The organism is Streptomyces sp. NPDC051320, from assembly GCF_040682175.1.
GTDB lineage: Bacteria > Actinomycetota > Actinomycetes > Streptomycetales > Streptomycetaceae > Streptomyces.
This window is the reverse complement of sequence record NZ_JBFBAL010000007.1, coordinates 268,016-293,506: the sequence shown is the minus strand read 5'-3', so window position 1 is coordinate 293,506 and position 25,491 is coordinate 268,016. Positions and strand designations below refer to the sequence as shown.

At 70.3% G+C, this 25,491-nt stretch carries 20 protein-coding genes and 2 tRNA genes; 9 read left to right on the top strand and 13 right to left on the bottom strand.

All coding sequences use genetic code 11. From position 1 onward, the window contains the following. The first annotated feature begins 105 nt into the window (after positions 1-105). On the top strand, positions 106-957 hold the full coding sequence (locus AB0M87_RS18115; protein ID WP_365853937.1) for an RNA polymerase sigma factor SigF: 852 nt from the start codon (positions 106-108) through the stop codon (positions 955-957). A 212-nt stretch (positions 958-1,169) separates the two neighbouring features. Then, positions 1,170-2,021, top strand: coding sequence for an RNA polymerase sigma factor SigF (locus AB0M87_RS18110; protein ID WP_365853935.1), 852 nt, complete (start codon positions 1,170-1,172; stop codon positions 2,019-2,021). A 90-nt stretch (positions 2,022-2,111) separates the two neighbouring features. On the opposite strand, the gene AB0M87_RS18105 is transcribed toward AB0M87_RS18110, so the two are convergent. Then, on the bottom strand, positions 2,112-2,324 hold the full coding sequence (locus tag AB0M87_RS18105) for a hypothetical protein (RefSeq protein ID WP_365853933.1): 213 nt from the start codon (positions 2,322-2,324) through the stop codon (positions 2,112-2,114). Between the two features lie 211 nt (positions 2,325-2,535). Here AB0M87_RS18105 and AB0M87_RS18100 point away from each other — a divergent pair, with 211 nt between their 5' ends. From AB0M87_RS18100 to AB0M87_RS18085, 4 genes are all read left to right on the top strand, one after another. Beyond that, a complete protein-coding gene (locus AB0M87_RS18100) occupies positions 2,536-3,006 on the top strand; it encodes a MarR family transcriptional regulator (protein ID WP_365853930.1) in 471 nt (156 codons plus the stop codon). A gap of 50 nt (positions 3,007-3,056) precedes the next feature. After that, positions 3,057-5,591, top strand: coding sequence for an MFS transporter (locus tag AB0M87_RS18095; protein ID WP_365853928.1), 2,535 nt, complete (start codon positions 3,057-3,059; stop codon positions 5,589-5,591). 126 nt (positions 5,592-5,717) lie between these two features. After that, positions 5,718-6,536 carry a YceI family protein gene (locus AB0M87_RS18090; protein ID WP_365853926.1) on the top strand — a complete coding sequence of 273 codons (819 nt, stop codon included), beginning with the start codon at positions 5,718-5,720 and terminating at the stop codon, positions 6,534-6,536. Positions 6,537-6,621: 85 nt separating this feature from the next. After that, the gene (locus AB0M87_RS18085) at positions 6,622-7,092 is read left to right on the top strand and encodes a PPOX class F420-dependent oxidoreductase (protein ID WP_365853923.1); all 471 of its coding nucleotides are present in this window, start codon (positions 6,622-6,624) and stop codon (positions 7,090-7,092) included. A gap of 50 nt (positions 7,093-7,142) precedes the next feature. Here the strand turns inward: AB0M87_RS18085 and AB0M87_RS18080 are convergent, their stop codons facing one another. Further along, positions 7,143-7,904, bottom strand: coding sequence for a TetR/AcrR family transcriptional regulator (locus AB0M87_RS18080; RefSeq protein WP_365853921.1), 762 nt, complete (start codon positions 7,902-7,904; stop codon positions 7,143-7,145). Positions 7,905-7,996: 92 nt separating this feature from the next. On the opposite strand from AB0M87_RS18080, the gene AB0M87_RS18075 reads away from it, so the two are divergent. Continuing rightward, on the top strand, positions 7,997-8,806 hold the full coding sequence (locus tag AB0M87_RS18075) for an endonuclease/exonuclease/phosphatase family protein (protein ID WP_365853919.1): 810 nt from the start codon (positions 7,997-7,999) through the stop codon (positions 8,804-8,806). Between the two features lie 5 nt (positions 8,807-8,811). Here the strand turns inward: AB0M87_RS18075 and AB0M87_RS18070 are convergent, their stop codons facing one another. From AB0M87_RS18070 to AB0M87_RS18030, 9 genes are all read right to left on the bottom strand, one after another. Further along, positions 8,812-10,935, bottom strand: coding sequence for a glycosyltransferase family 39 protein (locus AB0M87_RS18070; protein WP_365854139.1), 2,124 nt, complete (start codon positions 10,933-10,935; stop codon positions 8,812-8,814). Between the two features lie 20 nt (positions 10,936-10,955). Then, positions 10,956-12,221: a bifunctional glycosyltransferase family 2/GtrA family protein gene (locus tag AB0M87_RS18065; RefSeq protein WP_365853917.1), complete on the bottom strand. Its 1,266-nt coding sequence runs from the start codon at positions 12,219-12,221 to the stop codon at positions 10,956-10,958. Between the two features lie 40 nt (positions 12,222-12,261). Beyond that, positions 12,262-13,929 (bottom strand): HAMP domain-containing sensor histidine kinase, encoded by a 1,668-nt coding sequence (locus AB0M87_RS18060; RefSeq protein WP_365853915.1) that lies wholly within the window; start codon positions 13,927-13,929, stop codon positions 12,262-12,264. 2 nt (positions 13,930-13,931) lie between these two features. After that, on the bottom strand, positions 13,932-14,669 hold the full coding sequence (locus AB0M87_RS18055) for a response regulator transcription factor (RefSeq protein WP_365853912.1): 738 nt from the start codon (positions 14,667-14,669) through the stop codon (positions 13,932-13,934). 126 nt (positions 14,670-14,795) lie between these two features. Continuing rightward, positions 14,796-15,668: a DUF2797 domain-containing protein gene (locus AB0M87_RS18050; RefSeq protein WP_365853910.1), complete on the bottom strand. Its 873-nt coding sequence runs from the start codon at positions 15,666-15,668 to the stop codon at positions 14,796-14,798. A gap of 218 nt (positions 15,669-15,886) precedes the next feature. Next, positions 15,887-16,933 (bottom strand): glucose 1-dehydrogenase, encoded by a 1,047-nt coding sequence (locus AB0M87_RS18045; RefSeq protein ID WP_365853908.1) that lies wholly within the window; start codon positions 16,931-16,933, stop codon positions 15,887-15,889. A 202-nt stretch (positions 16,934-17,135) separates the two neighbouring features. Next, positions 17,136-17,780: a LysE family translocator gene (locus AB0M87_RS18040; protein ID WP_365853906.1), complete on the bottom strand. Its 645-nt coding sequence runs from the start codon at positions 17,778-17,780 to the stop codon at positions 17,136-17,138. Positions 17,781-18,064: 284 nt separating this feature from the next. After that, positions 18,065-18,137: transfer RNA gene (locus AB0M87_RS18035), tRNA-Arg, on the bottom strand. 165 nt (positions 18,138-18,302) lie between these two features. Next, a tRNA-Ser gene (locus AB0M87_RS18030) sits at positions 18,303-18,396 on the bottom strand. 205 nt (positions 18,397-18,601) lie between these two features. Here AB0M87_RS18030 and AB0M87_RS18025 point away from each other — a divergent pair. Next, a complete protein-coding gene (locus AB0M87_RS18025) occupies positions 18,602-19,054 on the top strand; it encodes an SSI family serine proteinase inhibitor (protein ID WP_365853904.1) in 453 nt (150 codons plus the stop codon). 168 nt (positions 19,055-19,222) lie between these two features. Beyond that, entirely contained in the window at positions 19,223-22,969 is a 3,747-nt protein-coding gene (locus AB0M87_RS18020; protein WP_365853902.1) for a PAS domain-containing protein, read from the top strand. A 100-nt stretch (positions 22,970-23,069) separates the two neighbouring features. On the opposite strand, the gene AB0M87_RS18015 is transcribed toward AB0M87_RS18020, so the two are convergent. Both AB0M87_RS18015 and AB0M87_RS18010 read right to left on the bottom strand, forming a co-directional pair. Beyond that, positions 23,070-24,719: a long-chain fatty acid--CoA ligase gene (locus AB0M87_RS18015; protein ID WP_365853900.1), complete on the bottom strand. Its 1,650-nt coding sequence runs from the start codon at positions 24,717-24,719 to the stop codon at positions 23,070-23,072. Positions 24,720-24,845: 126 nt separating this feature from the next. Next, positions 24,846-25,394 carry a SigE family RNA polymerase sigma factor gene (locus AB0M87_RS18010; protein ID WP_365853898.1) on the bottom strand — a complete coding sequence of 183 codons (549 nt, stop codon included), beginning with the start codon at positions 25,392-25,394 and terminating at the stop codon, positions 24,846-24,848. Between the last annotated feature and the right edge of the window lie 97 nt (positions 25,395-25,491).

Genomic DNA, 25,491 nt, shown 5'->3' with positions numbered 1-25,491 from the left:
AGATTGACAACCAACACGGCGTTATGTGGTGCTTGCGCACAGAGCACCTGTCTTGTGATGCTATGACCGCTTTTGACGGATGAATTGACCGAAAAAGGGGTGGCGTTGACCGTGCCGGCCAGTACTGCGCCTGAAGCGTCGCCCCAGGCCGAGACACAACTGCCCCCGATCGAGGAGACCCCACCCGCCAGGAGCCGCGGCGCGGACACCCGGGCGCTGACCCAGGTGCTGTTCGCGCAGCTGACGGCACTCGAGCGGGGCAGCCGTGAACATGCCCGGGTACGGGCGGCGCTGATCGAGGCGAACCTGCCCCTGGTGCGCTACGCCGCCGCCCGGTTCCGCAGCCGCAACGAGCCGATGGAGGACGTCGTCCAGGTCGGCACCATCGGTCTCATCAATGCGATCGACCGCTTCGATCCGGAACGCGGGGTGCAGTTCCCGACGTTCGCGATGCCCACCGTGGTCGGCGAGATCAAGCGCTACTTCCGTGACAACGTACGGACCGTGCACGTGCCCCGCAGGCTCCATGAGCTCTGGGTCCAGGTCACCGGCGCCACCGAGGACCTGACGACGCTGCACGGCCGGTCCCCCACCACCGCGGAGATCGCCGAACGGCTGCGCATCACCGAGGAGGAGGTGCTGTCCTGCATCGAGGCCGGCCGCTCCTACCACGCCCAGTCCCTGGAGGCGGCGCAGGAGGGCGACGGGCTGCCCGGGCTGCTGGACCGGCTCGGTTACGAGGATCCGGCGCTGGCCGGTGTCGAACACCGCGATCTGGTCCGGCACCTGCTGGTCCAGCTGCCGGAGCGCGAACAACGCATCCTGATGCTGCGCTACTACAGCAATCTGACCCAGTCACAGATCAGCCAGGAACTGGGGGTCTCCCAGATGCACGTGTCAAGGCTGCTGGCCAGGAGCTTCGCGCGGCTTCGATCCGCAAATCGTATCGAGGCCTAACCGGTACGGGTGGTCCCGCACTTCCGGAAGAAATGCCGCACACCCTCTCTTTCCAGCGCAGTTATGTCGACTTGGCGCTACAGCGTGTTGACGACATGTGACATTCTGCTGGAAGAGCGTTTGCCGCAGTCCCCCCGCCGGTATTCAGGTGGAGGCTGCGTTCCTCCGACGGGAGCGTCCGCCGCGACCGTCCGCGACCTCAAGGGGGTGGCATGTCCGCAGAACAGGGCAGCTCGAAGGTGCTCACGAAAGACGCACCGGAGACACTCAGCTCCGAATTGCCGAGCTCAGGAGCCATCGACACCCGCACTCTGTCCCGCTCCCTTTTCCTGCGGCTCGCCGTGCTGGCCTCCCAGGAACCGGACAGTCCGGAGCGCACCTATGTGCGGGACACGCTGATCGAGCTCAACCTGCCGCTGGTTCGCTATGCGGCGGCGCGGTTCCGCAGCCGGAACGAACCGATGGAGGACATCGTCCAGGTCGGCACCATCGGCCTGATCAAGGCGATCGACCGGTTCGACTGCGAACGGGGCGTCGAGTTCCCGACGTTCGCGATGCCCACCGTGGTCGGCGAGATCAAGCGCTTCTTCCGTGACACCTCGTGGTCGGTGCGGGTGCCGCGCCGCCTGCAGGAGCTGCGGCTGGCGCTGACCCGGGCCAGCGACGAACTCGCCCAGAAGCTGGACCGCTCGCCCACCGTCGCCGAACTCGCCGCGGTGCTGGGCGTCTCGGAGGAGGACGTGGTCGACGGGCTCGCGGTGGGCAACGCGTACACCGCGTCCTCGCTGGACTCGCCCTCCATCGAGGACGACGGCGGCGAGGGGTCCCTGGCGGACCGCCTGGGCTACGAGGACACGGCGCTGGAGGGCGTCGAGTACCGGGAGTCGCTGAAGCCGCTGCTGGCCAAACTGCCGCCGCGCGAACGGCAGATCATCATGCTCCGCTTCTTCGCGAACATGACCCAGTCGCAGATCGGCGAGGAGGTGGGGATCTCGCAGATGCACGTCTCCCGGCTGCTGACGCGAACGCTGGCCCAGTTGCGCGAGGGCCTCATCGCCGACTAGGCCCTGTCCGGTCGGTCCTTGCCGGGCAGGAACGCCCGGCACGTCCCGAACCCCGGGGCCTCGCGGCCCCGGGCCCGGTCGTGGCCGGAACTAGAGCGCGAGCGCGCCGATACCGATGAGAACCACGATCACCGCGACCACAGCGACGATCAGCCCGATTCTCGGGCCCGCCTGCTGCTGAGGGGCCGCAGGCTGCGCGCCCTGCGGAGCGCCCTCGTCGACGAAGGCGCGGAACATCTGGGTGCTGCCCGCCGGGTCATAGTTGCCCTCGGGGCCTTGGGGCGCTTGGGGGTTGTGTGCCATGAGGCAGGACCCTAGCGAACCTGGGGGTCCCGCCCAACCCCCGGGCGGGAGCGGCAGGCCCCCGGACCACCGCCCGGCCCTTCGTTGACCTCGCACATGCAAAGCCTTTTATCTTCCTTTACCTTCCTCGGTACCGTTTCATTTGCCTGCAGCAACCAACGGCTTTATGGTTGCCTCAAGCAACAACATACGAACCGCACAGGGAGGTGTCGTGGCGGAACGCAGTCAGTTCGAGGAACTGGCCAGACAACTGAGCGCCATCGGCGCCGTCAAACGCGGCCTCGCCCGCATCCTCCCGCCGGAGTGCCCGACCGGGTCGGCCGCCGTGCTGTCCCTGCTCGACCAGCACGGCGAGATGCGGATGAGCCGGCTCGCCGAATTGCTCGCCGTGGACATGTCGGTGACCAGCCGGCATGTGGCCCACGTCGCGGAGCGCGGCTGGATCGAGCGGTCCGCGGACCCCGCCGACAAGCGCTCCCGCATCCTGCGGCTCACCGCCGCGGGGGCCGACATGCTCAACGACCTCGCCGAGCGCCATATCGCGACGCTCGCTCGGACCCTCAGCGACTGGTCCGACGACGAAGTCGGACAGCTCAACTCACTGCTGGCCCGACTGCGCAGCAGCTTCGGCGACTGCCGGGCCTGGGCCGGTCGGCCCGAACACACCGGAACGCCTGTTTAACACCCCGCTCGAACCCGCAAAGCCCACGTAAGTAGAGACAGAGGAATTTCATGGCTACGACCACACCGGCAGGTGTGCGGGGCGGCCACGCCAAGCACGGGGGAAGTGCCTCCCCCGATGAGAGCGCGCCGATGACTCATCGGCAGATCATGGAGGCGCTCTCCGGTCTGCTGCTCGGCATGTTCGTCGCGATCCTGTCGTCGACGATCGTCACCAACGCGCTGCCCAAGATCGTCTCCGACCTGCACGGCAGCCAGTCCTCGTACACCTGGGTCGTCACCGCATCGCTCCTCGCGATGACGGCGACCACCCCCCTGTGGGGCAAGCTGTCCGACCTGTTCAGCAAGAAGCTGCTGGTCCAGATAGCCCTGAGCACCTACGTGCTCGGCTCGGCCGCGGCCGGTCTCTCGCAGAACTCCTCGACCCTGATCATCTTCCGCGTCGTCCAGGGCGTCGGTGTCGGCGGTCTTTCCGCCCTCGCGCAGATCGTGATGGCCGCGATGATCTCCCCGCGCGAGCGGGGTCGCTACAGCGGCTACCTCGGCGCCACCTTCGCAGTCGCGACCGTCGGCGGACCGCTGCTCGGCGGTGTCATCACCGACACCAGCTGGCTCGGCTGGCGCTGGTGCTTCTACGCCGGTGTGCCGTTCGCCATCGTCGCGCTGATCGTGCTCCAGAAGACCCTGAAGCTCCCGGTCATCAAGCGCGAGGTCAAGGTCGACTGGGCCGGCGCCTTCTTCGTCGCGGCGGCCGTGTCGCTGTTGATGATCTGGATCACCTTCGCCGGTACCAAGTACGACTGGATCTCCTGGCAGACCTACGCCATGGTCGGCGGTTCCCTTGTTCTCGGCCTGCTCTTCGTTCTCATCGAGTCCAAGGCGAGTGAGCCGATCATCCCGCTGCGGCTCTTCCGCAACCCCACGATCACGCTGGCCTCGATCGCCTCGCTGTTCGTCGGTGTCGCGATGTTCTCCGGCACGGTCTTCTTCAGCCAGTACTTCCAGCTGGCGCGCGGCAAGTCGCCGACGATGTCCGGTGTGATGACGATCCCGATGATCGGCGGTCTGTTCATCTCGTCGACCGTCTCGGGCCAGTTCATCACCCGGACCGGCCGCTGGAAGGCCTGGCTGGTCAGCGGCGGTCTGCTGGTCACGGCAGGACTCGGCCTGCTCTCCACCATCCGGTACGACACGGCGTACTGGCACGTGGCGATCTTCATGGCACTGATGGGTCTCGGCATCGGCATGATGATGCAGAACCTGGTGCTCTGCACGCAGAACCAGGTCTCCCAGAAGGACCTCGGTTCGGCGTCCTCCACCGTGACCTTCTTCCGCTCACTCGGTGGTGCGGTCGGCGTCTCGGCGCTGGGTGCGGTGCTCGCCAACCGCGTCACCCACTTCGTCACCGACGGCCTCACCGACCTCGGTCCGAAGGGCGCCGCGCTGGCCTCCAAGGCGGCGGGCGACGGTTCGGTCCCCGATCTCTCCAAGCTGCCCGACCCGCTCCGCACGATCATGGAGAGCGCCTACGGGCACGGTGTCGCCGACATCTTCCTGTTCGCGGCCCCCTGTGCGCTGATCGCCTTCCTGGTGACCCTGTTCATCAAGGAGATCCCGCTGCGGACCCGCGCCGTGGGCGCTCCGGACCCGGTGCCTGCCGAGGTCGGGGCGGAAGCGGAAGCGCCCGCGCAGACCACCGAGGTGGCTCCCGACGCGGTCGCCCCCGTCGCGGTGGAGAGTGTCCCGAGCGTTCCACAAGTTCCGAACGTTTCCAGTGTCCGGCCTGAGGAGACGATGCCGATGCAGCCCGCCCCCACCTCCGGCATCGCCATTCGCGGTGTGGTCCGAGGCGCCGAAGGCGCACCCGTCGGTCATGCGGCCGTCACGCTGATCTCGCTGGCCGGGCGCCAGCTGGGCCGTGCGGTCTCGCAGGCCGACGGTGGTTACGCGGTGGACGCGCCGGGCTCCGGCTCGTATGTCCTGATCGCGTCGGCCGACGGCTTCCAGCCGCAGGCGTCCACCGTGGTGGTGTCCGACGAGGAACTCTCGTACGACATCCTGCTCTCCGGCACCAGCGGCCTCGCCGGTCTGGTCAGGGCCGCCGACGCCGGCACGCCCATCGAGGGCGCCATGGTCGTCGTCACCGACGTCCGGGGCGATGTACTGGCCACCGGAAAGTCCGGCGCGCAGGGCGAGTTCACCTTCGCCGAGCTGATCCCCGGATCGGTGACCGTCGCGGTCAACGCGTCCGGCTTCCGGCCGATGGCGCTGCCGGTGGAGATCGGCGGTCAGGGCGTCACCCGGATCGAGGCCGCTCTGCAGTCCGGCGCCCTGGTCCAGGGCGTCGTACGCGGCGGAGCCGACCGGCGCCCACTGCCCGACGCGCGGGTGACCCTGGTCGACGCGGCCGGGAACGTGATCGCCACCGCGACCACCGGCGATGACGGGGCGTACGGCTTCGCCGACCTCAACTCGGGCGAGTACACACTCATCGCGACCGGTTACCCCCCGGTGGCGGGCTCGTTGACGGTCGCGGGCAGCGGCGTCGACGGACACGACATCGAACTCGCCCACCCGGGCGAGTAGGACCGGCCCGCGGCAACAAGCTGCCCCAGCGGATGTGGGGCATGGGCCCCGGAGGTGATGGTGGCGAGCAGGGGACGGCCCGCCACCATCGCCCGGGGCCCACATTTCTGGAGGAGAGAGAACGGGATGGGACTTCGCGCACAGGTACGGACGCGCGACGGCTGGGCCGTACAGCACGCCGTGGTGACCGTGACCGACATGACCGGCAACCAGGTGCTGCGGGAGGCCGTGGACGAGAACGGTGCGGTGCTCGCGGACGCGCCGCTGGCGCCGGGCCCGCACACCGTCATCGTGACGGCCGTGGGCTATGCCCCCGCCGCCTCGACCGCGTTCGTCACGGCCGGCGGCCGTGCCGATGTCGGCACCGTGGTGCTGGCCCGGCAGGGCGGCGTGGAACTCCCACCGCCCGGCACCTGGACGCTCGACCCCGCGCACTCCTCGGTGGGCGCGGTCGCCCAGCACCTGGGCATCTCCAGCGTGCACGGCCGCTTCACCGAGTTCGTGGGCCGCGTCGAGATCGCCGAGGACGTCGAGAAGTCACGGGTCGAGGCGGTCATCGCGGCAGGCTCGATCGACACCGGCAACGGCATGCGGGACGGCCACCTGAAGTCCCCGGACTTCCTGGACGTCGAGAGTTTCCCGCAGATCACCTACAGCAGCACCGGGGTCACCCCGGCCGGCCCCGACCGCTGGACCGTGCACGGCCAACTGGGCCTGCACGGCGTGCAGCGCGAGGTCGACCTGGATCTGACCTACCTCGGCACCGGACCCGACCCGTGGGGCGGCGTCCGCGCCGCCTTCCACGCCACGGCGGAACTGCGCCGCGAGGACTTCGCCATGAACTACAACCAGGTGGTCCAGGCGGGGATCTCGGCGATCGGCACCACACTGAAGGTCGAACTCGACATCCAGGCGGTGCAGGGGGACTCGCTGCCGGCGGTCTGACTCCCGCCGCCCCGGCTCACCCGTCGGCCACCGTCCCGGACTGTCCAGCCGGACAGTCCGGGACGCCTTGGCTAACGTGGGGGCCATGGCACCCAACATCGCAACCAACACCCCCGTCGAGCTGGCGCAGCTCCTGGAGTTCGTACGGCCCAGGCACCGGGCGATCCTGCTGACCACCCGCGCCGACGGGCGTCCTCAGGGGTCCCCGCTGAGCTGTGGGGTGGACGACTCCGGCCGGATCGTCGTGTCCACGTACCCCGAGCGCGCCAAGACCCGCAACGCCAAGCGCGACGAACGGGTGAGCGTGATCGTGCTGTCCGACGAGTGGAACGGGCCGTGGGTCCAGGTCGACGGGAAGGCCGAGGTCATCGACGCGCCGGACTCCGTGGAGCCGCTCGTCGAGTACTTCCGGAACATCTCGGGTGAGCACCCGGACTGGGACGAGTACCGCGCCGCCATGGTGAAGCAGGGCAAGTCGATCATCCGGATCACCCCGGAGCGCTGGAGCCCGATCGCGACCGGTGGCTTCCCGGCCCGGCTCGCGGAGAGCGGCTGACCGCCCGGCCGGCGGAGGGCAGCTGACCTGCCCCGGCCTGCGGAGGAACGCTAGCCCGCCCGTTTGGCCTCGATGCCGGCGATCAGCAGATCGAGCGCGAACCGGAAGTCTCTTTCGCGCATCTCCTCGACCGTGTCACCGCCGCCCGCCTCCCGAACGTTCTGCGTCTCCTCGAACGTCTCGCGGAGGCGCGGCTGTTCGCTGATCGTGCCCATGGCCTGCCGGAAGTACGCGTCCTGGCTCATCCCGGCCCGCTCGCAGCGGTCCCTGAAGTGTCCCTCGACCGTGCCGAACCCGTACACGAACTGGTAGACGGCGGACAGTCCGCCGGCCTGGCCGTGCAGCGGGAGACCGCTGCTGCGCATCACCCGCTGAGCCGCCGCGGAGAAGGCCACCGCATGCGGGCCGATGTTGAGGAACTCCCCGATGAGCCGCGAGACCCAGGGATGCCGCACCAGTACCGCGCGGTAGCCGGACGCGAGTTGACGCAGCTGCCCGCGCCATTGGCCACCGTCGTCGAGGTCCGGGATGGACAGCTCGCCCAGCACCGCGTCCAGGGCGAGTTCCAGGAGGTCGTCCTTGGTGTCCACGTACCAGTAGACCGACATGGCCGTCACCCCGAGCTCGGACGCCAGACGGCGCATGGAGAACTTCGACAGGCCCTCGGAGTCCAGCAGCCGGACGGCGGCCGCAGTGATCTTCTCCAGGCTCAGACCGGCCGGCTGGTCCGCACGGGGTGTGCGTGCCGCCTTCCCGCCCAGCCAGACACTGGTCCGGGCCGGGCCCTTCGCACGGTCGGCCGCAGTCGCCATGGCATGCCTCCTCCGAGATTCGGGATCCGCCCCGTACCGATGTTATGACGCCGTTACCGGCTACCCCTCGCGTGCCCGGGTACCGTCGGCTGATGAAGCCGACTCGTCGTGCCGCTGAAGTGCTGCTGACCGCGGGATTCCTGGCGGCAACCGCGGTGCCGCCGGCGCAGGCCCAGGGCCGCGATGTTCCGCTGCGCGTCGCCTCCTACAACATCCATGCGGGCGCCGGTATGGACAACGTCTTCGATCTGGACCGCCAGGAGAAGGCCTTGCGCGCGCTGCACGCCGACGTCATCGGCCTGGAGGAGGTCGACGTGCACTGGGACGCCCGCAGCGAGTGGCGCGACCTCGCGGGCGAGCTGGCGCAGCGGCTCGGCATGCACGTGTCGTTCGCGCCGATCTACCGCATCGACGGGCGTGAGTTCGGCGTCGCGGTGCTCTCCAGGTACCGCATCCTCGGCGCCACCAACCACGAGATCACCCGCCTCTCCACCCAGGTCCCCGACCCGGTCCCGGCCCCCGCTCCCGGCTTCGGTGAGGTCGTCCTGCGTGTGCGGGGCGTACCGCTGCACGTCTACGTCACCCACCTCGACTACCGCGCCGACCCCTCGGTACGGGTCGCCCAGGTCGCGGACACCCGGCGCATCATGGCCGAGGACAGCGGCCGCAAGATCCTCCTCGGCGACTTCAACGCCGAGCCCGACGCGCCGGAGCTCGCACCGCTGTGGCGCGAGCTCCGGGACGTGGAGCCGGGGGCGCCGACCTTTCCGGCACTGAATCCGGTGAAGCGGATCGACTACGTCGCGGTCTCGGCGGGTGTGACCGTGCGGGACTCGGCGGTGCCCGACACGCTGGCCTCGGACCATCGCCCGATCGTGGCCGACGTGTCACTGCGACGGTAGCCCGCTCAGCTCTTGGGCTGTGTCAGGTCGTACAGCGTCGTGCTCCCCACCGTCACCTTCGTGTAGTGCGCCTCCACCCAGGACGTGATGGACGAGGCCGAGCCGGCGGCTCCCGCGCCGCCGCCCATCCCGCCACCCGCGATGAAGTAGTGGATCTTTCCAGCGGCCACGTACGACGTGAACTGCGCCAGGGTCGGCGAGGGATCGCTTCCGTTGAACCCGCCGATCGCCATCACCGGCTTCTCCGTGGCGAGTTGGTAACTGGCGGCATTCTGCGAGCCGATGGCCGCCGCCATCCACCGGTAGTCGTCGGCGTTAGCGCTGATCCTGGTCCTGACCGCGGCGCTGACCGAAGCCCCGCCGAGGAGGCCGCCCATACCGCCGCCACCGCCGCGCATCTTGGCCATGCTGCCACCCGGCATGCCGCCCCGCGGAGCCCCACCGGCCGAACCCGCCGCCCGGCCGGCCGGTGCCTGGCCCGCCTGACCTGCCGCCCCGCCGGCCGGGGCCCGACCTGCCTGGCCCGCCTGACCCCCTTGGCCGGTCGGCGGCAGGCCCATCTGCCCACCGGCGGCCCGCCCGGCCTTGCCGCCGCCGGGGAAGCCACCACCACCGGGGCCGCCACGCGGGCCCCCGCCCATCGTGCTCGCCCCGGCAGGGCCCGCCGTCACGATCGACCCGGTATGCGCGCTGTTCAGAGTGGTCATGGTGTAGGCGAACGGACCCGCGAGCGAGGCCACAAGACCGATCCCGGCCGCGCTCAGCGCCATCCGTCGGTTCAGCCGGCCGGCCACCGCCAGGCCCACCGCCGCGGCGAGCCCCGCGATCAGTACGGCCCAGCGCAGCCACGGCAGATAGTCCGGCGTCCGGCCGAGCAGCACGTACGCCCAGATCGCCGTCGCGGCCACCGTCACGCCCAGTACGGAGGACCACACGAACCTGCCGCGTTCCTCCCACAGCACCGTGACGCCCATCCCGACCAGCGCGGCGATGTACGGGGTGAGGGCCACCGTGTAGTACTGGTGGAAGATTCCCGCCATGAAGCTGAAGATCCCGGCGGTCATCAGCAGCGCGCTGCCCCACACCAGGAAGGCACCGCGGACGGTGTCCGTCCGCCCGGCCCGCCAGGTGATGACGATGCCCGCCACGAACAGGATCAGTGCGGCCGGCAGCAGCCAGGAGATCTGGCTGCCGATCTCGGCGCCGAACATCCGGCTGATCCCGGTCGTCCCCCAGTGCCCGGCCTGGCCCGCGCCGCCACCGCCGCCGACGCTGCCCGTCTCCTCACCGTTGATCCGGCCGAGACCGTTGTAGCCGAAGGTCAGCTCGAGGAAGGAGTTGTTCTGCGAACCGCCGATGTACGGACGGGACGACGCGGGCCACAGCTCGACGATCGTGGTCCACCAGCCACCGGAAACGACCAGCGCAAGGGTGGCCAGGCCGAGTTGACCGAGCCGCCTGCGTACCGTGGTGGGCGCGAACACCGCGTAGATCACCGCCAGCGGCGGCAGGATCAGGAACGCCTGCAGCGTCTTCGCGAGGAACGCGAAACCCACCGCGACGCCCGCCCACACCAGCCACTTGGTCCGCCCGTCCTCCAGGGCGCGCAGCACGCAGTACACGGTGACGGTCATCAGCAGCGCGAGCAGCGCGTCGGGGTTGTTGAAGCGGAACATCAGCGCGGCGACCGGCGTCAGCGCGAAGACCACCCCGGCCAGCAGACCGGCGGTCGCGCTGAACCTGCGCCGTACCGCCGCGTACAGCACCGCGACCGTACCGACGCCCATCAGCACCTGAGGGACGAGGATCGCCCAGGAACTCAGCCCGAAGATCCGCACCGAGATGCCCATCGGCCAGAGCGCTGCCGGCGGCTTGTCGACGGTGATCGCGTTCGCCGAGTCCAGCGAGCCGAAGAACAGCGCCTTCCAGCTCTCGCTGCCGGCCTGGGCGGCTGCCGAATAGAAGGAGTTGGCGTAACCGGAGGCGCTGAGGTTCCAGAGATACGCCACCAGGGTGAGCAGCAGCAGGGTCAGGAACGCGGGCCGTGCCCAGCCGGGGTCGTCGGCCCTGCCGCGCCACAGACCGGCGCTGGACCGGTGCCGGGCGGGCGGTTCGGCCGCGGCCCGCATCGGGTGATGGTCGAGGGTGGTCATCGTGCAGTCCTTGCCTCATCGGTACGCCGCTCGGGGAAGACCCAGGCGCGGAAGAGCAGAAAACGCAGCACCGTCGCTGCGAGGTTGGCCGCGATCAGCACGGCGAGTTCGGTGCTGTGCGCGGGATCGGCGGACGCCGCGTCGAGCGCCGCGAGGGACCCGCTGGTGAGGGCCAGGCCGATCGCGAAGACGACCAGGCCCTGCGCCTGATGGCGGACGGCGCTGTCCCGGCCGCGCACCCGGAAGGTGAGCCTCCGGTTCGCCGCGGTGTTCATCACGGCGGACACCAGGAGGGCGCCGGCATTGGCGAGCTGGGGGCTCAGCCCGGTACGGAAAAGGGAGTACAGCAGCAGATAGAACAGCGTGGAGGCGGCGCCCACCACACAGAAACCGACCAGTTGACGCGCCAGCCCCCCCGGCACCCCGGGCAGTTCACGGTCCCGTGGATCATCGCCGAAGGGGCGCGCGAGCCGGTCCAGGGGCAGCCCGCCGACCCCCAGCGCGCGCCCCACCCGCCAGACGCCCTTGAGGTCCTCGACGGCGGTCCGCACGATGTGCACGGTCGACTCGGGATCATCGACCCAGTCCACCGGCACCTCGTGGATGCGCAGCCCGGCCCGTTCGGCGACCACCAGCATCTCCGTGTCGAAGAACCAGCCGGTGTCCTCGACCATCGGCAGCAGCCGCTCCGCGACATCTCCGCGAATGGCCTTGAAGCCGCACTGGGCGTCGCTGAAGCGAGCGGAGAGCGAGGAGCGGAGAATCAGGTTGTAGGCACGCGAGATGAACTCTCGCTTGGTGCCGCGCACCACCCGCGAACTGCGGGACAGCCGCGAGCCGATGGCCAGGTCCGAATGCCCGGAGATCAGCGGTGCCACCAAGGGCAGCAGGGCGTTGAGGTCGGTGGAGAGATCCACGTCCATGTAGGCGAGGACCGGGGAGTCGGAAGCCGACCACACCGTACGCAATGCCCGTCCGCGCCCCTTCTCCTCGAGCCGGTACGTCCGCACCTCGCTGATCAGCGAGGCAAGGCCCGCCGACACCACGGGAGTTCGATCGGTGCTCGCGTTGTCCGCGATCGTGATGCGGAAGGTGTACGGAAAGGTGCGGGCCAGGTGGTCGTGGAGTCTGAGCACACAGGGTTCGAGGTCCTTCTCCTCGTTGTAGACGGGGATCACCACGTCGAGCACGGGGGCAGCGGCCGTCGCCACGGGAAGGTGATCCCGCGCCGGCAAGGTGCCCGGAGATGATTCGGTTCGCATGGCGCAAACATTTGCCGGGCGCGCTGTCACCGCTGTGTGGTCAGCCTGTGCCCGGCCTGTGGGTCCCCGACGGGCCTTCCCGCACGGCGAGTTGGCGGCCGGGGGCGAGCTCGGGCACGCTCGCCCTGCCGACCGTGCCGAGCCGCTCGACCTGCGGGGGAGCGCTTTGCCGGGGAGCACCCTGCTGGGGAGCACCTGGCGACGTAGCGTCCCGCAGGGCCGGAAGCCGTACGGCGAAGGCCGTGCGCCCCGGATCACTCCGCACGGTCACCGTGCCTCCGTGCGCGGTGACCACGGCCTGCACGATGGCCAGCCCGAGGCCGGTCGACCCCGCATGACGGGAGCGGGAGGCGTCGCCGCGCGCGAACCGCTCGAAGACGTGCGGCAGCAGATCGGCCGGAATCCCGGGGCCGTCGTCCTCGACCTCCACCACCACCCAGGCGCCCTCGCACCGCACGCCGGTGGTGACGGTGGTGCCGGGCGGGGTGTGGGTGCGTGCGTTGGCCAGCAGATTGACCAGTACCTGGTGGAGGCGGGCGCCGTCGGCCGACACCGCGGCCGGCTCCTGGGGCAGCCGCAGACGCCACTCGTGGTCCTGGCCCGCGGCCCGGGCGTCGCTGACCGCATCGACGATTAGCGGGGACAGATCAGTGCTCCGGTACGAGAGCGGCCGCCCGGCATCGAGCCGGGCGAGCAACAGCAGGTCCTCCACCAGGCCGGTCATCCGACCGGCCTCGGACTCGATACGGGCCAGTGCGTGGCGGGTGTCGGGCCCGGTCTGCTCACGACCACGCCGGGTCAGTTCGGCATACCCCCGGATCGAAGCCAGCGGGGTACGCAACTCGTGGCTCGCGTCGGCGACGAACTGCCGGACCCGGGTCTCACTCTCCTGTCGTGCCGCGAGCGCCGAACCGACGTGGCCGAGCATCCGGTTGAGCGCGGCGCCGACCTGCCCGACCTCGGTGCGCGGATCCGCCTCCGCATCGGGGACCCGTTCCAGTGGGGCGACCTCGCCACTGTGCAGCGGCAGTTCGGCGACCCGGGTGGCGGTGGCCGCGACCCGCCTGAGCGGCCGCAGCGCGATCCCGACCAGCGCAGTGCCGGCGATCCCGGCGGCCAGCAGGCCGGATGCGGTGACCAGCACCTCCACCAGGACCAGGGTACTGATCGCCTTGTGCACGTCGGTGGTCGGGACGCCGACCAGCGTCATGCTCCCGTCGTTCATCGCCACCGACTGCACGTGGTACTCACCGAGCCCGGGCAGCTCGACCGTGTGGATCTGCCCGTCCAGCGATACGGAGAGCAGTGCCTTCCCCTGGGCACCGCTGAGCGGCTTGGCGTCGTCCCAGGGCGTGGGGGTGCTGTTCTGCTGGGTGTACTTCCCGTCGGTGATCTGCCCATCAGTCACCACCGCGCCGACCGTGCCCCAGGGCTGCCCGCCGCCGCCCAGAAACTGCAGGCGGTTGTCATCGCCCCCGTCGGCAGTACCGCCCAGCGGCCCGGCCTGGTTCTCCGGCATGGCCCTGGGGCCCCGGGCATGCTTCACGATGCCGGTGACACTGGTCAGCTGGCTGTCCAGCTTGCCGTACATGTAGTCCTTGTACGCGATCGTGGTGACGGTGCCGATCACCGATGCGACCACCGCGATCAGGGTCACCGCCGACACGACCAGACGCGTCCGCAGCGACCAGCGCCGCCGCGCCGACACCGCTACTCCCCGGGCTTGATCAGATAACCGGCCCCGCGCCGGGTGTGGATCATCGGTGACCTTCCCGCATCGATCTTGCGCCGCAGGTACGAGATGTAGAGCTCGACCACATTGGCCTGCCCGCCGAAGTCGTACGACCACACCCGGTCGAGGATCTGCGCCTTGGACAACACCCGCCGGGGGTTGCGCATGAGGAAGCGCAGCAGCTCGAACTCGGTCGCGGTCAGATGGATGTTCGTCCCGCCCCGGGTCACATCGTGGCTGTCCTCATCCAGGGTCAGATCGCCGACGGCGAGTACCGATTCGCTCCGCTGGGCTGCCGTACCCGAACGGCGGATCAGCCCACGCAGCCGGGCCACGACCTCCTCCAGGCTGAACGGCTTGGTGACGTAGTCGTCGCCGCCCGCCGTCAGACCTGCGATCCGGTCCTCCACCGCGTCCTTGGCGGTGAGGAAGAGCACCGGCACGTCAGGCAGCTCACGGCGCATCCGCCCGAGCACCGCGATGCCGTCCATGTCGGGAAGCATCACATCGAGCACCACGGCATCGGGCCGGAACTCCCGCGCGGTGCGCACGGCGCCGGCTCCGTCACCGGCACTGCGCACCTGCCACCCCTCGTAGCGCAGCGCCATGGACAGCAACTCCGCCAGCGAGGCCTCGTCGTCGACCACCAGCACCCGCACGGGGCTGCCATCGAGCCTGAGCATTTCGGTACGCCCCTGGGGCGAGGTCGTAGTCATGGGCCCACCTTGTGAGCAGGCTCTGAGAGACCCCTTTTCCTCACCTGTGAATATCCTGAGAAACGCCTTTCCCCCGCCGTGGTGCCCCTCATCCACGATGCGCCGGCCGGTTGCCCGCCCACCGTTTCAGAACAGGCCCTCCTGCCGCGCCTCCGTTCCCGTCGCGAGCCGCCGAACCGGCACGGTCGTTTCCCCGCCGGGCTCGGTCGCGGTAATCCCCCAACCCGCCATCAGCCGCGTATCGAGCACCGTCAACTCCCCGTCGGCGCCCGCCAGATGCAGATCCGGACCGGCGGCGGCCACCAGCCGTCCGGACACCACACCACCGGCCACCAACTCGCTCACCGCCGCGGTGGCGTCCGTCAGCCCCGCTATCCCGAACACCTCGGCGTGATCGACCACTTCGCCCGCCATCCGCTCCAGCGACCCGGGCCAGCCGGGCAGCGCGACGGCCCGCCCGTGCACCTCCCGCACCTCGGCCGCGCGCTGCTCCGGAGCAGGCAGCCGGGATCGCACCGCCCGCTTGCTCGCGTACGGAATCCGGTCGGGCACACCCAGCGCCGAACGCAGCAGTTCCTCGGTCCGCCGCGCGGCCATCAGCGGACCGCGCCCCAGCCAGCCGAAGGCCACCGCCCCCTGCTCCAACAGCCTCGCCGACCCGCGCGCCTCGGCGGTGATCCCCACCTTGACCAGTCCGGGCCCGAACCAGGCGAGGTAGACCCGATACGTCTGCGGGTCATCGGCGATCGTGTCGGCAGCCACCGAATGCGCCCGGTCCAGCCGCGCACACTCGGCGCACCGCGCCTGCGTGCCGCGTCCGGGCACCGGGGCTCGCACCGGGCAGGCATTCCTCCGCGCCCCCACGCACGTCCGCTCCCCCACGTCCGCCACCCGGAAGGCGATGTCTCCGCCATACACCAGCGCGCTGGCCCGCCCGCGCCCCTCCCACACCAGGCGCGGCCCCTCGGCTCCCCACCGCAACCCACCGGAACGCCACATCCGCGCCGCACCCCCTCTCCCACGAGCGACGTTTTCGCCGTCCTTTGCAGGATGCCAGCCACCACTGACATCAGCAGGCTGCCGGGTGAGCGGCCGCGTCAGGGGAGTACGCAGACCGGCGCACCGTCCGGCTGCGCAGCCGGTCCGGCGCATGCGGCCGCACTTGACCAGCATGCTCACGCCGTCGTGGACGCGGCGTGGGCCGACCGGCCACCACCTCAGGCGCGCAGGTCGACGACCACCTTCACGTCGTCGCTCTCCTTGTGCAGCGCGTCACCGAACCCGCTCATCGGAACCCGCCGGGTGATGACCCGCTCCAGCCAGCCCCGGTCCGCCGCCGCCAGGGCCGCGCCGGCCTGCTCGTAATTGCGGCGGCCCGCGTTGACGGAACCGAACAGCACGGTGTTCTCCAGCACCATTTCCTTGTTGAGCTCGTCCAGACCCGCGGCGATCTTCCGCGTCCCGGAGGAAATCCCGGTCAGACAGATGACAGCGTCGGGAGCGACGATCCGGGTCACCGAGTAGACCAGCGGCCCCTGTCCGGTGCACTCGATCACCACATCGGGCGCCACTTTGAGGTCGTGCACGTCACCGACATGGAAGGTGGCTCCCAGGTCGGCGACCAGTTTCGCCTTCGGGCCGCGGTCGTTGAGATCCAGCACATGCATGTCAAGACCGCGCTGCACCCCGAGCAGGGTGGCGAACAGCCCGATCGGACCGGCCCCCGTCACCAGGCCCACCTTCGGGCGCCAGGACGACCGGGCGAAGATCCGGTCCGTCTGCTCCCACGCCTTGGCGACCACCGAGACCGGTTCCAGCAGCACCCCGCAGTCGCCGAGCGCGGGATCGATCCTGATCGCGTACTCCGGCTCGGTCCGCCAGCGCTCCGCGCCGAAGCCGTTGATCTCCTTGATCCCGCGCTCGGTGTACTGGCCGTTCCGGCAGAAGTCCCACTCGCCGCGCCCGCACGGTTCGCAGGGGACCGGGTCGGGCCGCCGCACGATGCCGGCGACCAGATCCCCCGGCGAGAAGCCGCTGCCCTCGGGCGCCTCCAGTACCTTCCCCAGCGACTCGTGCCCGACCACCAGACGGTTGCTGCCGGGCGGTGCCCAGCCGTAGCCCTTCTCCACGATGTCGGCGTCGGTGCCGCAGATGCCGAGCAACTGCCCCTCGACGAGCAGCGAACCTTCGGCCACGTCCGGTTCGTCGACCTCACCGACCTCGACCTGGTCGGGGCTGCCCGGTACCACCGTGATCGCCTTCATGTCCGTGTCTCCTCCTGCTCGCCCCCGGCGGCTGCACGGCCGAGGCCCTCGCACGTACGGCGGCCCGGCATCCGGGCGCTCCTCGTGCCGTCTGTCCGGGGCGGGGGTGATCAGTCCCCTGGAGGCGGGAAGCCGCCTTCCGAAGCTAACGCCCGGCAGCACCCGGCGCTAGCCGAGCCACCACGCGTATCAGGGGGACGTATCAGGCCGGAGCCGCCGACGCCCGGTCGGTGGCCAGCTTGACGGCCAGCGCTCCCAGCACGGTGCCCATGACATACCGCTGGACCCGGAGCCACACGGGACGGCGCGCGAGGAAGACCGCGATGGATCCGGCAGCCAGCACGATGACCAGGTTGACGGCCAGGCTGACGACGATCTGTATGCCGCCCAGGACGAACCCCTGAACCAGCACGCTGCCGGCGTGCAGGTCGATGAACTGCGGGATGAGCGACAGATACATGACCGCGATCTTCGGATTCAGCAGATTGGTGAGCAGCCCCATGGAGAACAGCCGCCGCGGCGAGTCCGGCGTCAGCTCCTGCGGGGAGAAGACCGATACGCCGCCCGGCTTGAGCGCCTTCCAGGCTAGCCAGGCGAGGTAGCCGGCGCCGGCGAGCTTCACCGCCAGATACAGCCCGGGAACCGCCAGGAAGACCAGGGAGAGACCGAGGTTGGCGGCGCTGAGATAGACCAAAAACCCCACGGCGACCCCGCCCAGCGAGACCGCTCCGGCGCGTCGGCCCTGGGTGATGCTCCGGGAGACGAGGTACATCATGTTGGGGCCGGGGGTGAGCACCATGCCGAGTGCCACCGCCGATACGCCGAGAACCGCGTGCGTTCCGATCATGCGGCCATCATCGAAGAGACCCGGCGTTCAGCACAAGCAATCAATTCTTCGCGCACACTTCAGCGTTGCTACACCGTTGCTCGCGCACGAGTCCCTCGAAGACCGCGGTCGAAAGGCACCCTGGACAGCTCCCGGCCCCGGACGCACACGTGACCGGCTCCGCGAAGCACTCCGCCGGCTGGGCGGACTCTTCGACCGAGGCTCCGAGACCCCGCTGCTGTACTTCGCTGCTGTACGGGTAACGCAAGAGGCCCCCGGACTTCTCCGGGGGCCTCTTGACCGCGTGCACTCGGCAGGATTCGAACCTGCAACCTTCTGATCCGTAGTCAGATGCTCTATCCGTTAAGCTACGAGTGCTTGGCGTGTGAGGCTCTGTGTGCCCCGTCGGCGTTGCGAGGACAACATTACATGACCTGCGGCGTCAGGTGAAATCCATTAGCCGCACCCATGCTGAGGTGGGAAAACGCCCCTCAGGAACGACTGAAGCCCCGTCCTCGCGGACGGGGCTTCAGTCGTTCCAACTGGCGGAGGCGGAGGGATTTGAACCCTCGATGGGCCGTAAAACCCAAACCGCATTAGCAGTGCGGCGCCATAGACCGGACTAGGCGACGCCTCCAGCACACCGGCACAGACGCGCGAGCGCGAAGTGGTGCGTGCAGATGATGACACAGCCCAGCGGGCTGTCACCAATCGCCGCCCACGGTACTAGGCAGGTGGGTGGCAGGGCAAAGCCCTTCGTGTTGCGCAACGCCAGAGGCGTAGCAGCGTTAAGTACGGCAGGGGCGCCGCCCCGGGTCCGTATCAGCCGAGGAGATCTGTCCATGCTGCGCCGCTTCGCTCTTACCGCCGCCGTCTCCCTTGCCGCACTGGCCGCCGTTTCCGGCGCCGCGTTCGCCGACGGGCCGCAGCCCGTCGCGCAGGTTCCCACCCGGCAGGCACCCGATCGGCTCACCGTCACCGTCACGAATTCGGGCGTCCGGACCGCCGAAGGGACGTACCAGCTGCAGTGCGGGCCGGACGGGGCGACCGGGACACACCGCTCACCGCAGGAGGCCTGCGACCGGTTGGCAGCGCTGGCCGCCGACGGAAAGCAGCCCTTCGCACCGGTCCCCAAGGGGCTGATGTGCACCATGCAGTACGGCGGGCCGGCCACCGCCCACATCACGGGCACCTGGCATGGACAACCCGTCGACGCGACCTTCCGGCGCACCAACGGGTGCGAGATCTCCCGGTGGAACAATCTGGTTCCGGTGCTCCCGCACGCCGCGCCCTGAGCGGCTCCGGCGTGCCCCGTCCACATAACCTTGGTGAGAGCTCCCCCTCATCCGCCGCCACGGGTGTGAGCCCGCCTTTAGACTCCATGCAGTGACACGCCATGGCCCGAGGGGCAAAATGGGGCCGGTTGTCAGCAAGATGCAGTAGTTCAGGGAGGAAGCGTCATCGTGAGCAGCAGGCCATCCCGAGGCGCTGCTCGCCTCGCAGCCATACTTGACGCCCTCCCGGACGGGCTGTTGCTCGTCAATTGCAACGGCACGGTCGTCAATGCCAACACCATCGCCCTTGAGACCTTCGAAGCGCCGGGCACGGCGCTCGTCGGACGCGGGCTGCTCGATCTGCTCCCGGAGTTCGACTCCCGGCTGATCCCGGGCTCGATGCGGAGGCCGGAGGGTGCGGACGAGCAGGGCAGGACCAAACCGACCCGGATGCTCGCCCGGCGCACCGACCGGAGCGAGTTCCCGGTCGAGGTGACGAGTGCGAGTCTGGAGGACGGCCGGGAGGCCTACGACTCGCACGGCGGCGGTTACACGGGCGACGAGCTGCTGATGCTCGTCGTACGGGACCTGTCCGGAACCGTGGACACCGAGGCCGAACTGGCCCGGTCGCGGAGGCAGACCGAGATGATCCTGCGCGCGGCGTCCGAGGGGGTCGTGGGGACCGACACCGACGGCCGGGTGGTCCTCGTCAATCCCTCGGTCGCACAGATCCTCGGGTTCCGGGCGAGTGATCTGGGCGGCAAGGAGCTGCATCCGCTGGTGCAGCACTCGCGCGCCGACGGTGAGCCGTTCCCGTACGAGGAGAGCGCCCTCGCCGACACCCTCAGGTCCGGGCGCAAGCACCGGGTGCGCGGGCAGGTGCTGTGGGCGAAGGACGGCAGCGCGGTACCGGTCGACCTGACCACCGCGCCGGTACGGGACGGGGAGCAGCTCGTCGGTGCGGTGCTGACGTTCGCGGACCGCCGCCCGTACGAGAAGCAGGCCAAGCAGCACGCGGACGAACTGCGGGCCAAGGACGAGCGCAACGCCGAGACCGAGGAACGGCACACCGCGGAGCTGCGCGCCCAGGAGGAGCGGCACGCGGCGGAACTGCAGGCGCACCGGGAGCGGTACGACGCCGTCGCGGGACGGCATCAGCAGCTGACCGCGGTGCTGGGCGACGCCCTGCGTGGCCCGCTCGAGGAACTCAGGGGCGAGCTCGGCACCCTGGCCGCCGATCCGGCGGGGCAGTTGTGGCCCGAGGCCAACCAGATCCTGCACCACCTGACCGCCGGATACGCGCGGATGACCACCCTCGTCGACAGCGTGCTCGGCTTCCAGCGCCTCGACGCGGGGACCGAGAAACTGGCCAAGTCGAAGGTCATGCTGGACGCCGTCGTGGCGGCCGGGGTGGACGGTGCGGTCGAGCTGATCGGACCCGGCCGCGCCCAGTTCGCGGTGCACGCGCCGCCCATGGAGGCCGAGGTGGACGGCGCCCGGCTGGCGACGGCGCTCTCTCATCTCATCGCCGATGTGGCAGGAGTGGACGCGACGGGCAAGGCCCGCGTGGTCCCGGGCGTCGCCTACGGGGATTCCACCATCGTGGTGGCCGTCGCCCAGCGCGGTGACGTGGTACGGATCGAGGTGCGCGGACCGTTCAGCGGCGGAGACCCGGTGCACGAGCCGATCGTGCGCGGAATCGTACGGGTGCACGGCGGAGTACTGCAGACGCACGAGGTGCCGGGGACGACCGGTAGCGCGTACGTCCTCGAGGTGCCGCTCGGCGCGGGGGCGGGCACCCTCCCGCCGCCCGGCGAGACCGCACTCGCGTTGCCCGCCCAGCAGGGCGGTACGGCGGGCGGCGGACGGCGGCGCGGACGGCGTTCCTCCACCGATGCTTTCCTGGACGGCCCCGGCGGGGAGGAGCCGGGCTCCGGTGCGGAGACCGGCAACGCCGCCGAGCCGCCGACGGGGCGCCGCCGGGCACGCCGCGAAGAGAACACCGCATCGGCGGATGGGCCTTCGGCGGCCGGGCCTTCAGTGGCCGGGCCTTCGGTGAGTATCCCGGCACAGGAGTCCGGCGCGGGCGACGGCGGGACCGGGCGACGGCATGGGCGTACGGCTCCTTCCGAGGGGGCCGTGGTCACTGCGGCCGAGGGTTCGCAGAACACCGGCCGGGCGCCGCGCGGGGCCACCGTGCCGCCCCAGGGTGTGCCGGCGGGCGAGCCGGTGCCCAGCGGGCGACGCGCACGGCGTGCGGAAGGCATGCGCGAGATCGAGAACGCGCGACCCGTGCCGGCTCCCCAGGAGGCACCCGAGCACCAGGCCCCGGCGCAGCAACCGCAGGGCCAGACGCCGCCTCCCGGGCGGCGTGCCCGGCGGGCTCTGGCGACCGCGTCCGCTTCCGCGGCCGCGGCCGCGGAGGCCGAACGTCCGCGCACCGCGTTCGCGCTCCCGCCGGCCGACGCCGACCGGGCACGGCCGGTCGCGGCGCCGATACCGCCGATGGCCGGTGCGCCCGACGATTCGCTGCCGGGTCATCGCGAGTCCGTACGGTCGGCCGAGCGCCCCGGGTCCGAACCGGTGGATCCAGGCAGCCGCCCGCCGCACCACCCGGGTGCGGGCGACGAACAGGTCCAGCACGGCACGCTGTTCTCGTCGCCGGAGGGGTGGCCCTCGGTCACCGGGCCGGCCGCCGACCCGTCGCCCGCCGCGGCTCCCGCGCCCTCGCGGCCCGCAGGGCAGCCGCTGCCGCTGCCGCTGCCGGCCGAGGAGTTGCCTGCGGAGGGCACGCAGGGACGGGCGATAAGCGTGCGCACCCTCGGTCAGGGTGTCCCCTTCGCGGAGCAGATCGCGGCGCAGCAGCAGGCGCCGCAGTCGCTGGGTTCCGGTCGGCGCCGCAGGCTTGCCGCGCCCCCGGAAGGCGAGCGTGCCGAGGCCGCGCTTCCGCACCCGCAGGGCGCGGCTGAGCTGCCCGCCGATACACCGGAGGTCGCGGGCGGGGAGAGCCCCCAGGCTCGGCCTCAGGACCCGCAGGCCCAGCAGCCGACGCCGCCGGCCCAGCAGCGGCTCTCCCACCGGACCGCGGGGCGCTCCTACGCCATAGGCGCGCCGGACGAGGGGGCGGCGGAGGGTCCCGAGCCGCTGGACGGCCCGGGCGGAGCGGTCGAGGTGGCGAACCGGCCGCAGCCACAGCCGGTTGACGACGAGCTGCCCCCGGAACCGCTGGACAACCCACGCCGGTTGCTGGTCTGGCCGGCGCCCGATGTCTCCACCCAGCAGGCGCTCAGCGACCGCGGTTACCGCCCGGTGATCGTGCACTCCCGCGAGGAGGTCGACGCGCAGATCGCGGCCTTCCCGGCGGCGCTCTTCGTGGATCCGCTGACCGGTCCGATCACCCGTACGGCGCTGCAGTCCCTGCGTCAGGCCGCGGTGGCCGCCGAGGTGCCCGTACTCGTGACGGCCGGTCTCGGCCAGGCCACCCGGGAGGCCGCCTACGGCGCCGATCCCGCCGTACTGCTCAAGGCTCTCGCCCCGCGGGACAGCGAGCAGCACCCGTCGCGGGTACTGCTGATCGAGGAGCACGAGGAGATCGCGCAGGCCCTGACAGCGACTCTGGAGCGGCGCGGACTGCAGGTGGCGCGGGCGGCGACGGACGCGGAAGCGGTCACGCTGGCCGCTGAGCTGCGGCCGAATCTGGTGGTCATGGATCTGTTGCAGGTCCGGCGCAGGCGAGCCGGGATCGTCGACTGGCTGCGGGCGAACGGCCAGTTGAACCGCACCCCGCTGGTCGTCTACACCTCGGCAGGTATGAACCAGGCCGATCTGCCGCGGCTGGCCTCGGGCGAGACCGTCCTGTTCCTCGCGGAGCGGTCCACCAGCACCGAGGTCCAGGGGCGGATCGTGGATCTCCTCGCGAAGATCGGCACCAACTGAGCGGTCCTGGGTGAACGCACCCCCAAGGGTGGCCGCGCGGACCTCGCGCGACCACCCTTGACGGCTGACCGGATCGAACGGACCGCGGGCGGCCCGCAGGTCAGAGCGTGGTGGTGTCCAGCTCCCCGTCCGCGTACTGCCTCCTGAGCACCTTCTTGTCGAACTTCCCGACCGAGGTCTTGGGCACCGACGGAATGATCGCCCACCGCTCGGGCAGCTGCCACTTGGCCACGGACCGCGCGAGGAACTCCCTCAGGTCCTGGCATCCGACGCTCACGCCTTCCTTGAGCACCACGGTCGCCAGCGGGCGCTCCCCCCACTTCTCGTCCGGTACGGCGACCACCGCGGCTTCGGCCACGGCCGGGTGGGCCATGATCGCGTTCTCCAGGTCGACGCTCGAAATCCATTCACCGCCGGACTTGATGACGTCCTTGGCCCGGTCGGTGAGCGTCAGGTAGCCGTCCTGGCTGATGGTGCCGACGTCACCGGTCTTCAGCCAGCCGTCCGCGCTGAACTTGTCCGCCGGCCTGAAGTCCTCGCCGCCGGCCCCTCCGTAGTAGGCACCGGCGATCCATGGACCGCGCACCTCGAGCTCCCCGGCAGTCCTGCCGTCCCAGGGGGCGATGACACCATCGGGGCCGACCAGCCGCGCCTCGACGCCGACCGGGAAGCGGCCCTGGCTGACGCGGTAGGGCCACTCCTCCTCCGGGGTGAGACCGGCGGGCGGGTTGGAGTTGGTGCCCAGCGGGGAGGTCTCCGTCATACCCCAGGCATGGCAGAGGCGCACGCCCAGCTTGTCGTACGCCTCCATCAGCGCGGGCGGACAGGCCGAACCCCCGATGGTGACCCGCTTCATGGAGCTGAGGTCGCGCGGGCGCTCGGTCACCTCGGCGAGCAGGCCCTGCCAGATGGTGGGGACCGCCGCAGCGTGTGTGGGCTTCTCCTGCTCGATCATGTCGGCGAGCGGAGCGGGCTGCAGGAACCGGTCCGGCATGAGCATGTTGATGCCCGACATGAACGTCGCGTGCGGCAGCCCCCAGGCGTTCACGTGGAACTGGGGCACGACGACGAGCGAGGTGTCCGTGTCGGTGAGCCCCATCGACTGGGCCGTGTTGACCTGCATGGAATGCAGGTAGATCGAACGGTGGGAGTAGACCACGCCCTTGGGCTCACCGGTGGTGCCCGAGGTGTAGCAGAGGGCCGCGGCCTGCCGTTCGTCGATCTCCGGCCAGTCGTACGTCGTGGGTCGGCCGGCGATCAGTTCCTCGTACTCATGGACGGCCGGCTCACACCCCTCCAGCAGCGCACGGTCACCGGGGCCGCTCACCACCAGGTGCTCGACGGTGGGCAGATCGGGCAGCAGTGGTGCGAGCAGCGGCAGCAGCGAACCGTTGACGATGATCACGCGGTCCGCGGCGTGGTTGACGATCCACACCAGCTGCTCGGCAGGGAGGCGCAGATTGAGGGTGTGCAGTACGGCTCCCATGGCCGGGACCGCGAAGTAGGCCTCGACGTGCTCGGCGTTGTTCCACATCAACGTGGCGACCCGCTGGTCGCCGTCGATCCCGAACTCGTCGCGCAGGGCGTTGGCCAGCTGGACCGCCCGCGCTCCGGTCTCGGCGAAGGAGCGGCGCTGGGGCTGCCGCGAGTCCCCGGTCCAGGTGGTGATCCGGGATGTTCCGTGCACCAGCGTGCCGTGGACGAGCATGCGGGTCACTGTCAGCGGTACGTCCTGCATCGTGCTCAGCACGGCGTCCTCCCGGGGCGGCATTGCCTACGCATGGGTAATCTGGCGCAATTCTGCGCACATACCGCTTGGTATGTCACTACCCGCCGCAGGAAATCCGCTGCGCCGCCTCACAGTGATCAGTGCATGTCAGGAGCCGGTGAGTGCGTCCGGCGAGAGTTCCGGGTCCGCACGGAGCTTGCCGAGAGCCCGGGACACCGCGCTTTTGACGGTGCCGACCGAGACGCCGAGCACTTCGGCGGTCTGCGCCTCGCTGAGGTCCTCGTAGTACCGGAGCACCAGCATCGCGCGCTGCCGGTCGGGGAGCTTCATCACCGCGTGCCACATCGCGTCCCGCAGCGCCTGCTGTTCCGCCGCGTCGGGTGCGGCCACCGGGGCCGGTTCGGGCAGGTCTTCGCAGACGAACTCGTCGACCTTGCGTTTGCGCCACTGGGAGGTGCGGGTGTTCAGCAGGGCTCTGCGCACATAGCCGTCCAGGGCGCGATGGTCCTCGATCCGCTCCCACGCGACGTATGTCTTGGTGAGCGCGGTCTGCAGGAGATCCTCGGCGTCGCTCGCATTGGCGGTCAGGGAACGGGCCGTGCGCAGCAGCACGGGCCCCCGGACCCGTACATAGCTGGCGAACGACGGGTACGGCGCCATGGCTTTCGCTGCGCTGGTACAGACTGGCGTGGTCATAGGTCCACGCTAGAAGTCGAACCCCGGTCAGCAGATCGGCCACAGGTGCCGAAGGCGGGTCCCCCTCAGGTTGTAGGGGTGGAGGTACCTGCACATC

Excerpts from the sequence above, each read along its gene's own strand:
- AB0M87_RS18110 (WP_365853935.1), top strand. The coding sequence starts at position 1,170 with ATGTCCGCAGAACAGGGCAGCTCGAAGGTGCTCACGAAAGACGCACCG.
- AB0M87_RS18105 (WP_365853933.1), bottom strand. The coding sequence starts at position 2,324 with ATGGCACACAACCCCCAAGCGCCCCAAGGCCCCGAGGGCAACTATGAC.
- AB0M87_RS18095 (WP_365853928.1), top strand. The coding sequence starts at position 3,057 with ATGGCTACGACCACACCGGCAGGTGTGCGGGGCGGCCACGCCAAGCAC.
- AB0M87_RS18090 (WP_365853926.1), top strand. The coding sequence starts at position 5,718 with ATGGGACTTCGCGCACAGGTACGGACGCGCGACGGCTGGGCCGTACAG.
- AB0M87_RS18085 (WP_365853923.1), top strand. The coding sequence starts at position 6,622 with ATGGCACCCAACATCGCAACCAACACCCCCGTCGAGCTGGCGCAGCTC.
- AB0M87_RS18080 (WP_365853921.1), bottom strand. The coding sequence starts at position 7,904 with ATGGCGACTGCGGCCGACCGTGCGAAGGGCCCGGCCCGGACCAGTGTC.
- AB0M87_RS18075 (WP_365853919.1), top strand. The coding sequence starts at position 7,997 with ATGAAGCCGACTCGTCGTGCCGCTGAAGTGCTGCTGACCGCGGGATTC.
- AB0M87_RS18070 (WP_365854139.1), bottom strand. The coding sequence starts at position 10,935 with ATGCGGGCCGCGGCCGAACCGCCCGCCCGGCACCGGTCCAGCGCCGGT.
- AB0M87_RS18065 (WP_365853917.1), bottom strand. The coding sequence starts at position 12,221 with ATGCGAACCGAATCATCTCCGGGCACCTTGCCGGCGCGGGATCACCTT.
- AB0M87_RS18055 (WP_365853912.1), bottom strand. The coding sequence starts at position 14,669 with ATGACTACGACCTCGCCCCAGGGGCGTACCGAAATGCTCAGGCTCGAT.
- AB0M87_RS18050 (WP_365853910.1), bottom strand. The coding sequence starts at position 15,668 with ATGTGGCGTTCCGGTGGGTTGCGGTGGGGAGCCGAGGGGCCGCGCCTG.
- AB0M87_RS18045 (WP_365853908.1), bottom strand. The coding sequence starts at position 16,933 with ATGAAGGCGATCACGGTGGTACCGGGCAGCCCCGACCAGGTCGAGGTC.
- AB0M87_RS18040 (WP_365853906.1), bottom strand. The coding sequence starts at position 17,780 with ATGATCGGAACGCACGCGGTTCTCGGCGTATCGGCGGTGGCACTCGGC.
- AB0M87_RS18025 (WP_365853904.1), top strand. The coding sequence starts at position 18,602 with ATGCTGCGCCGCTTCGCTCTTACCGCCGCCGTCTCCCTTGCCGCACTG.
- AB0M87_RS18010 (WP_365853898.1), bottom strand. The coding sequence starts at position 25,394 with ATGACCACGCCAGTCTGTACCAGCGCAGCGAAAGCCATGGCGCCGTAC.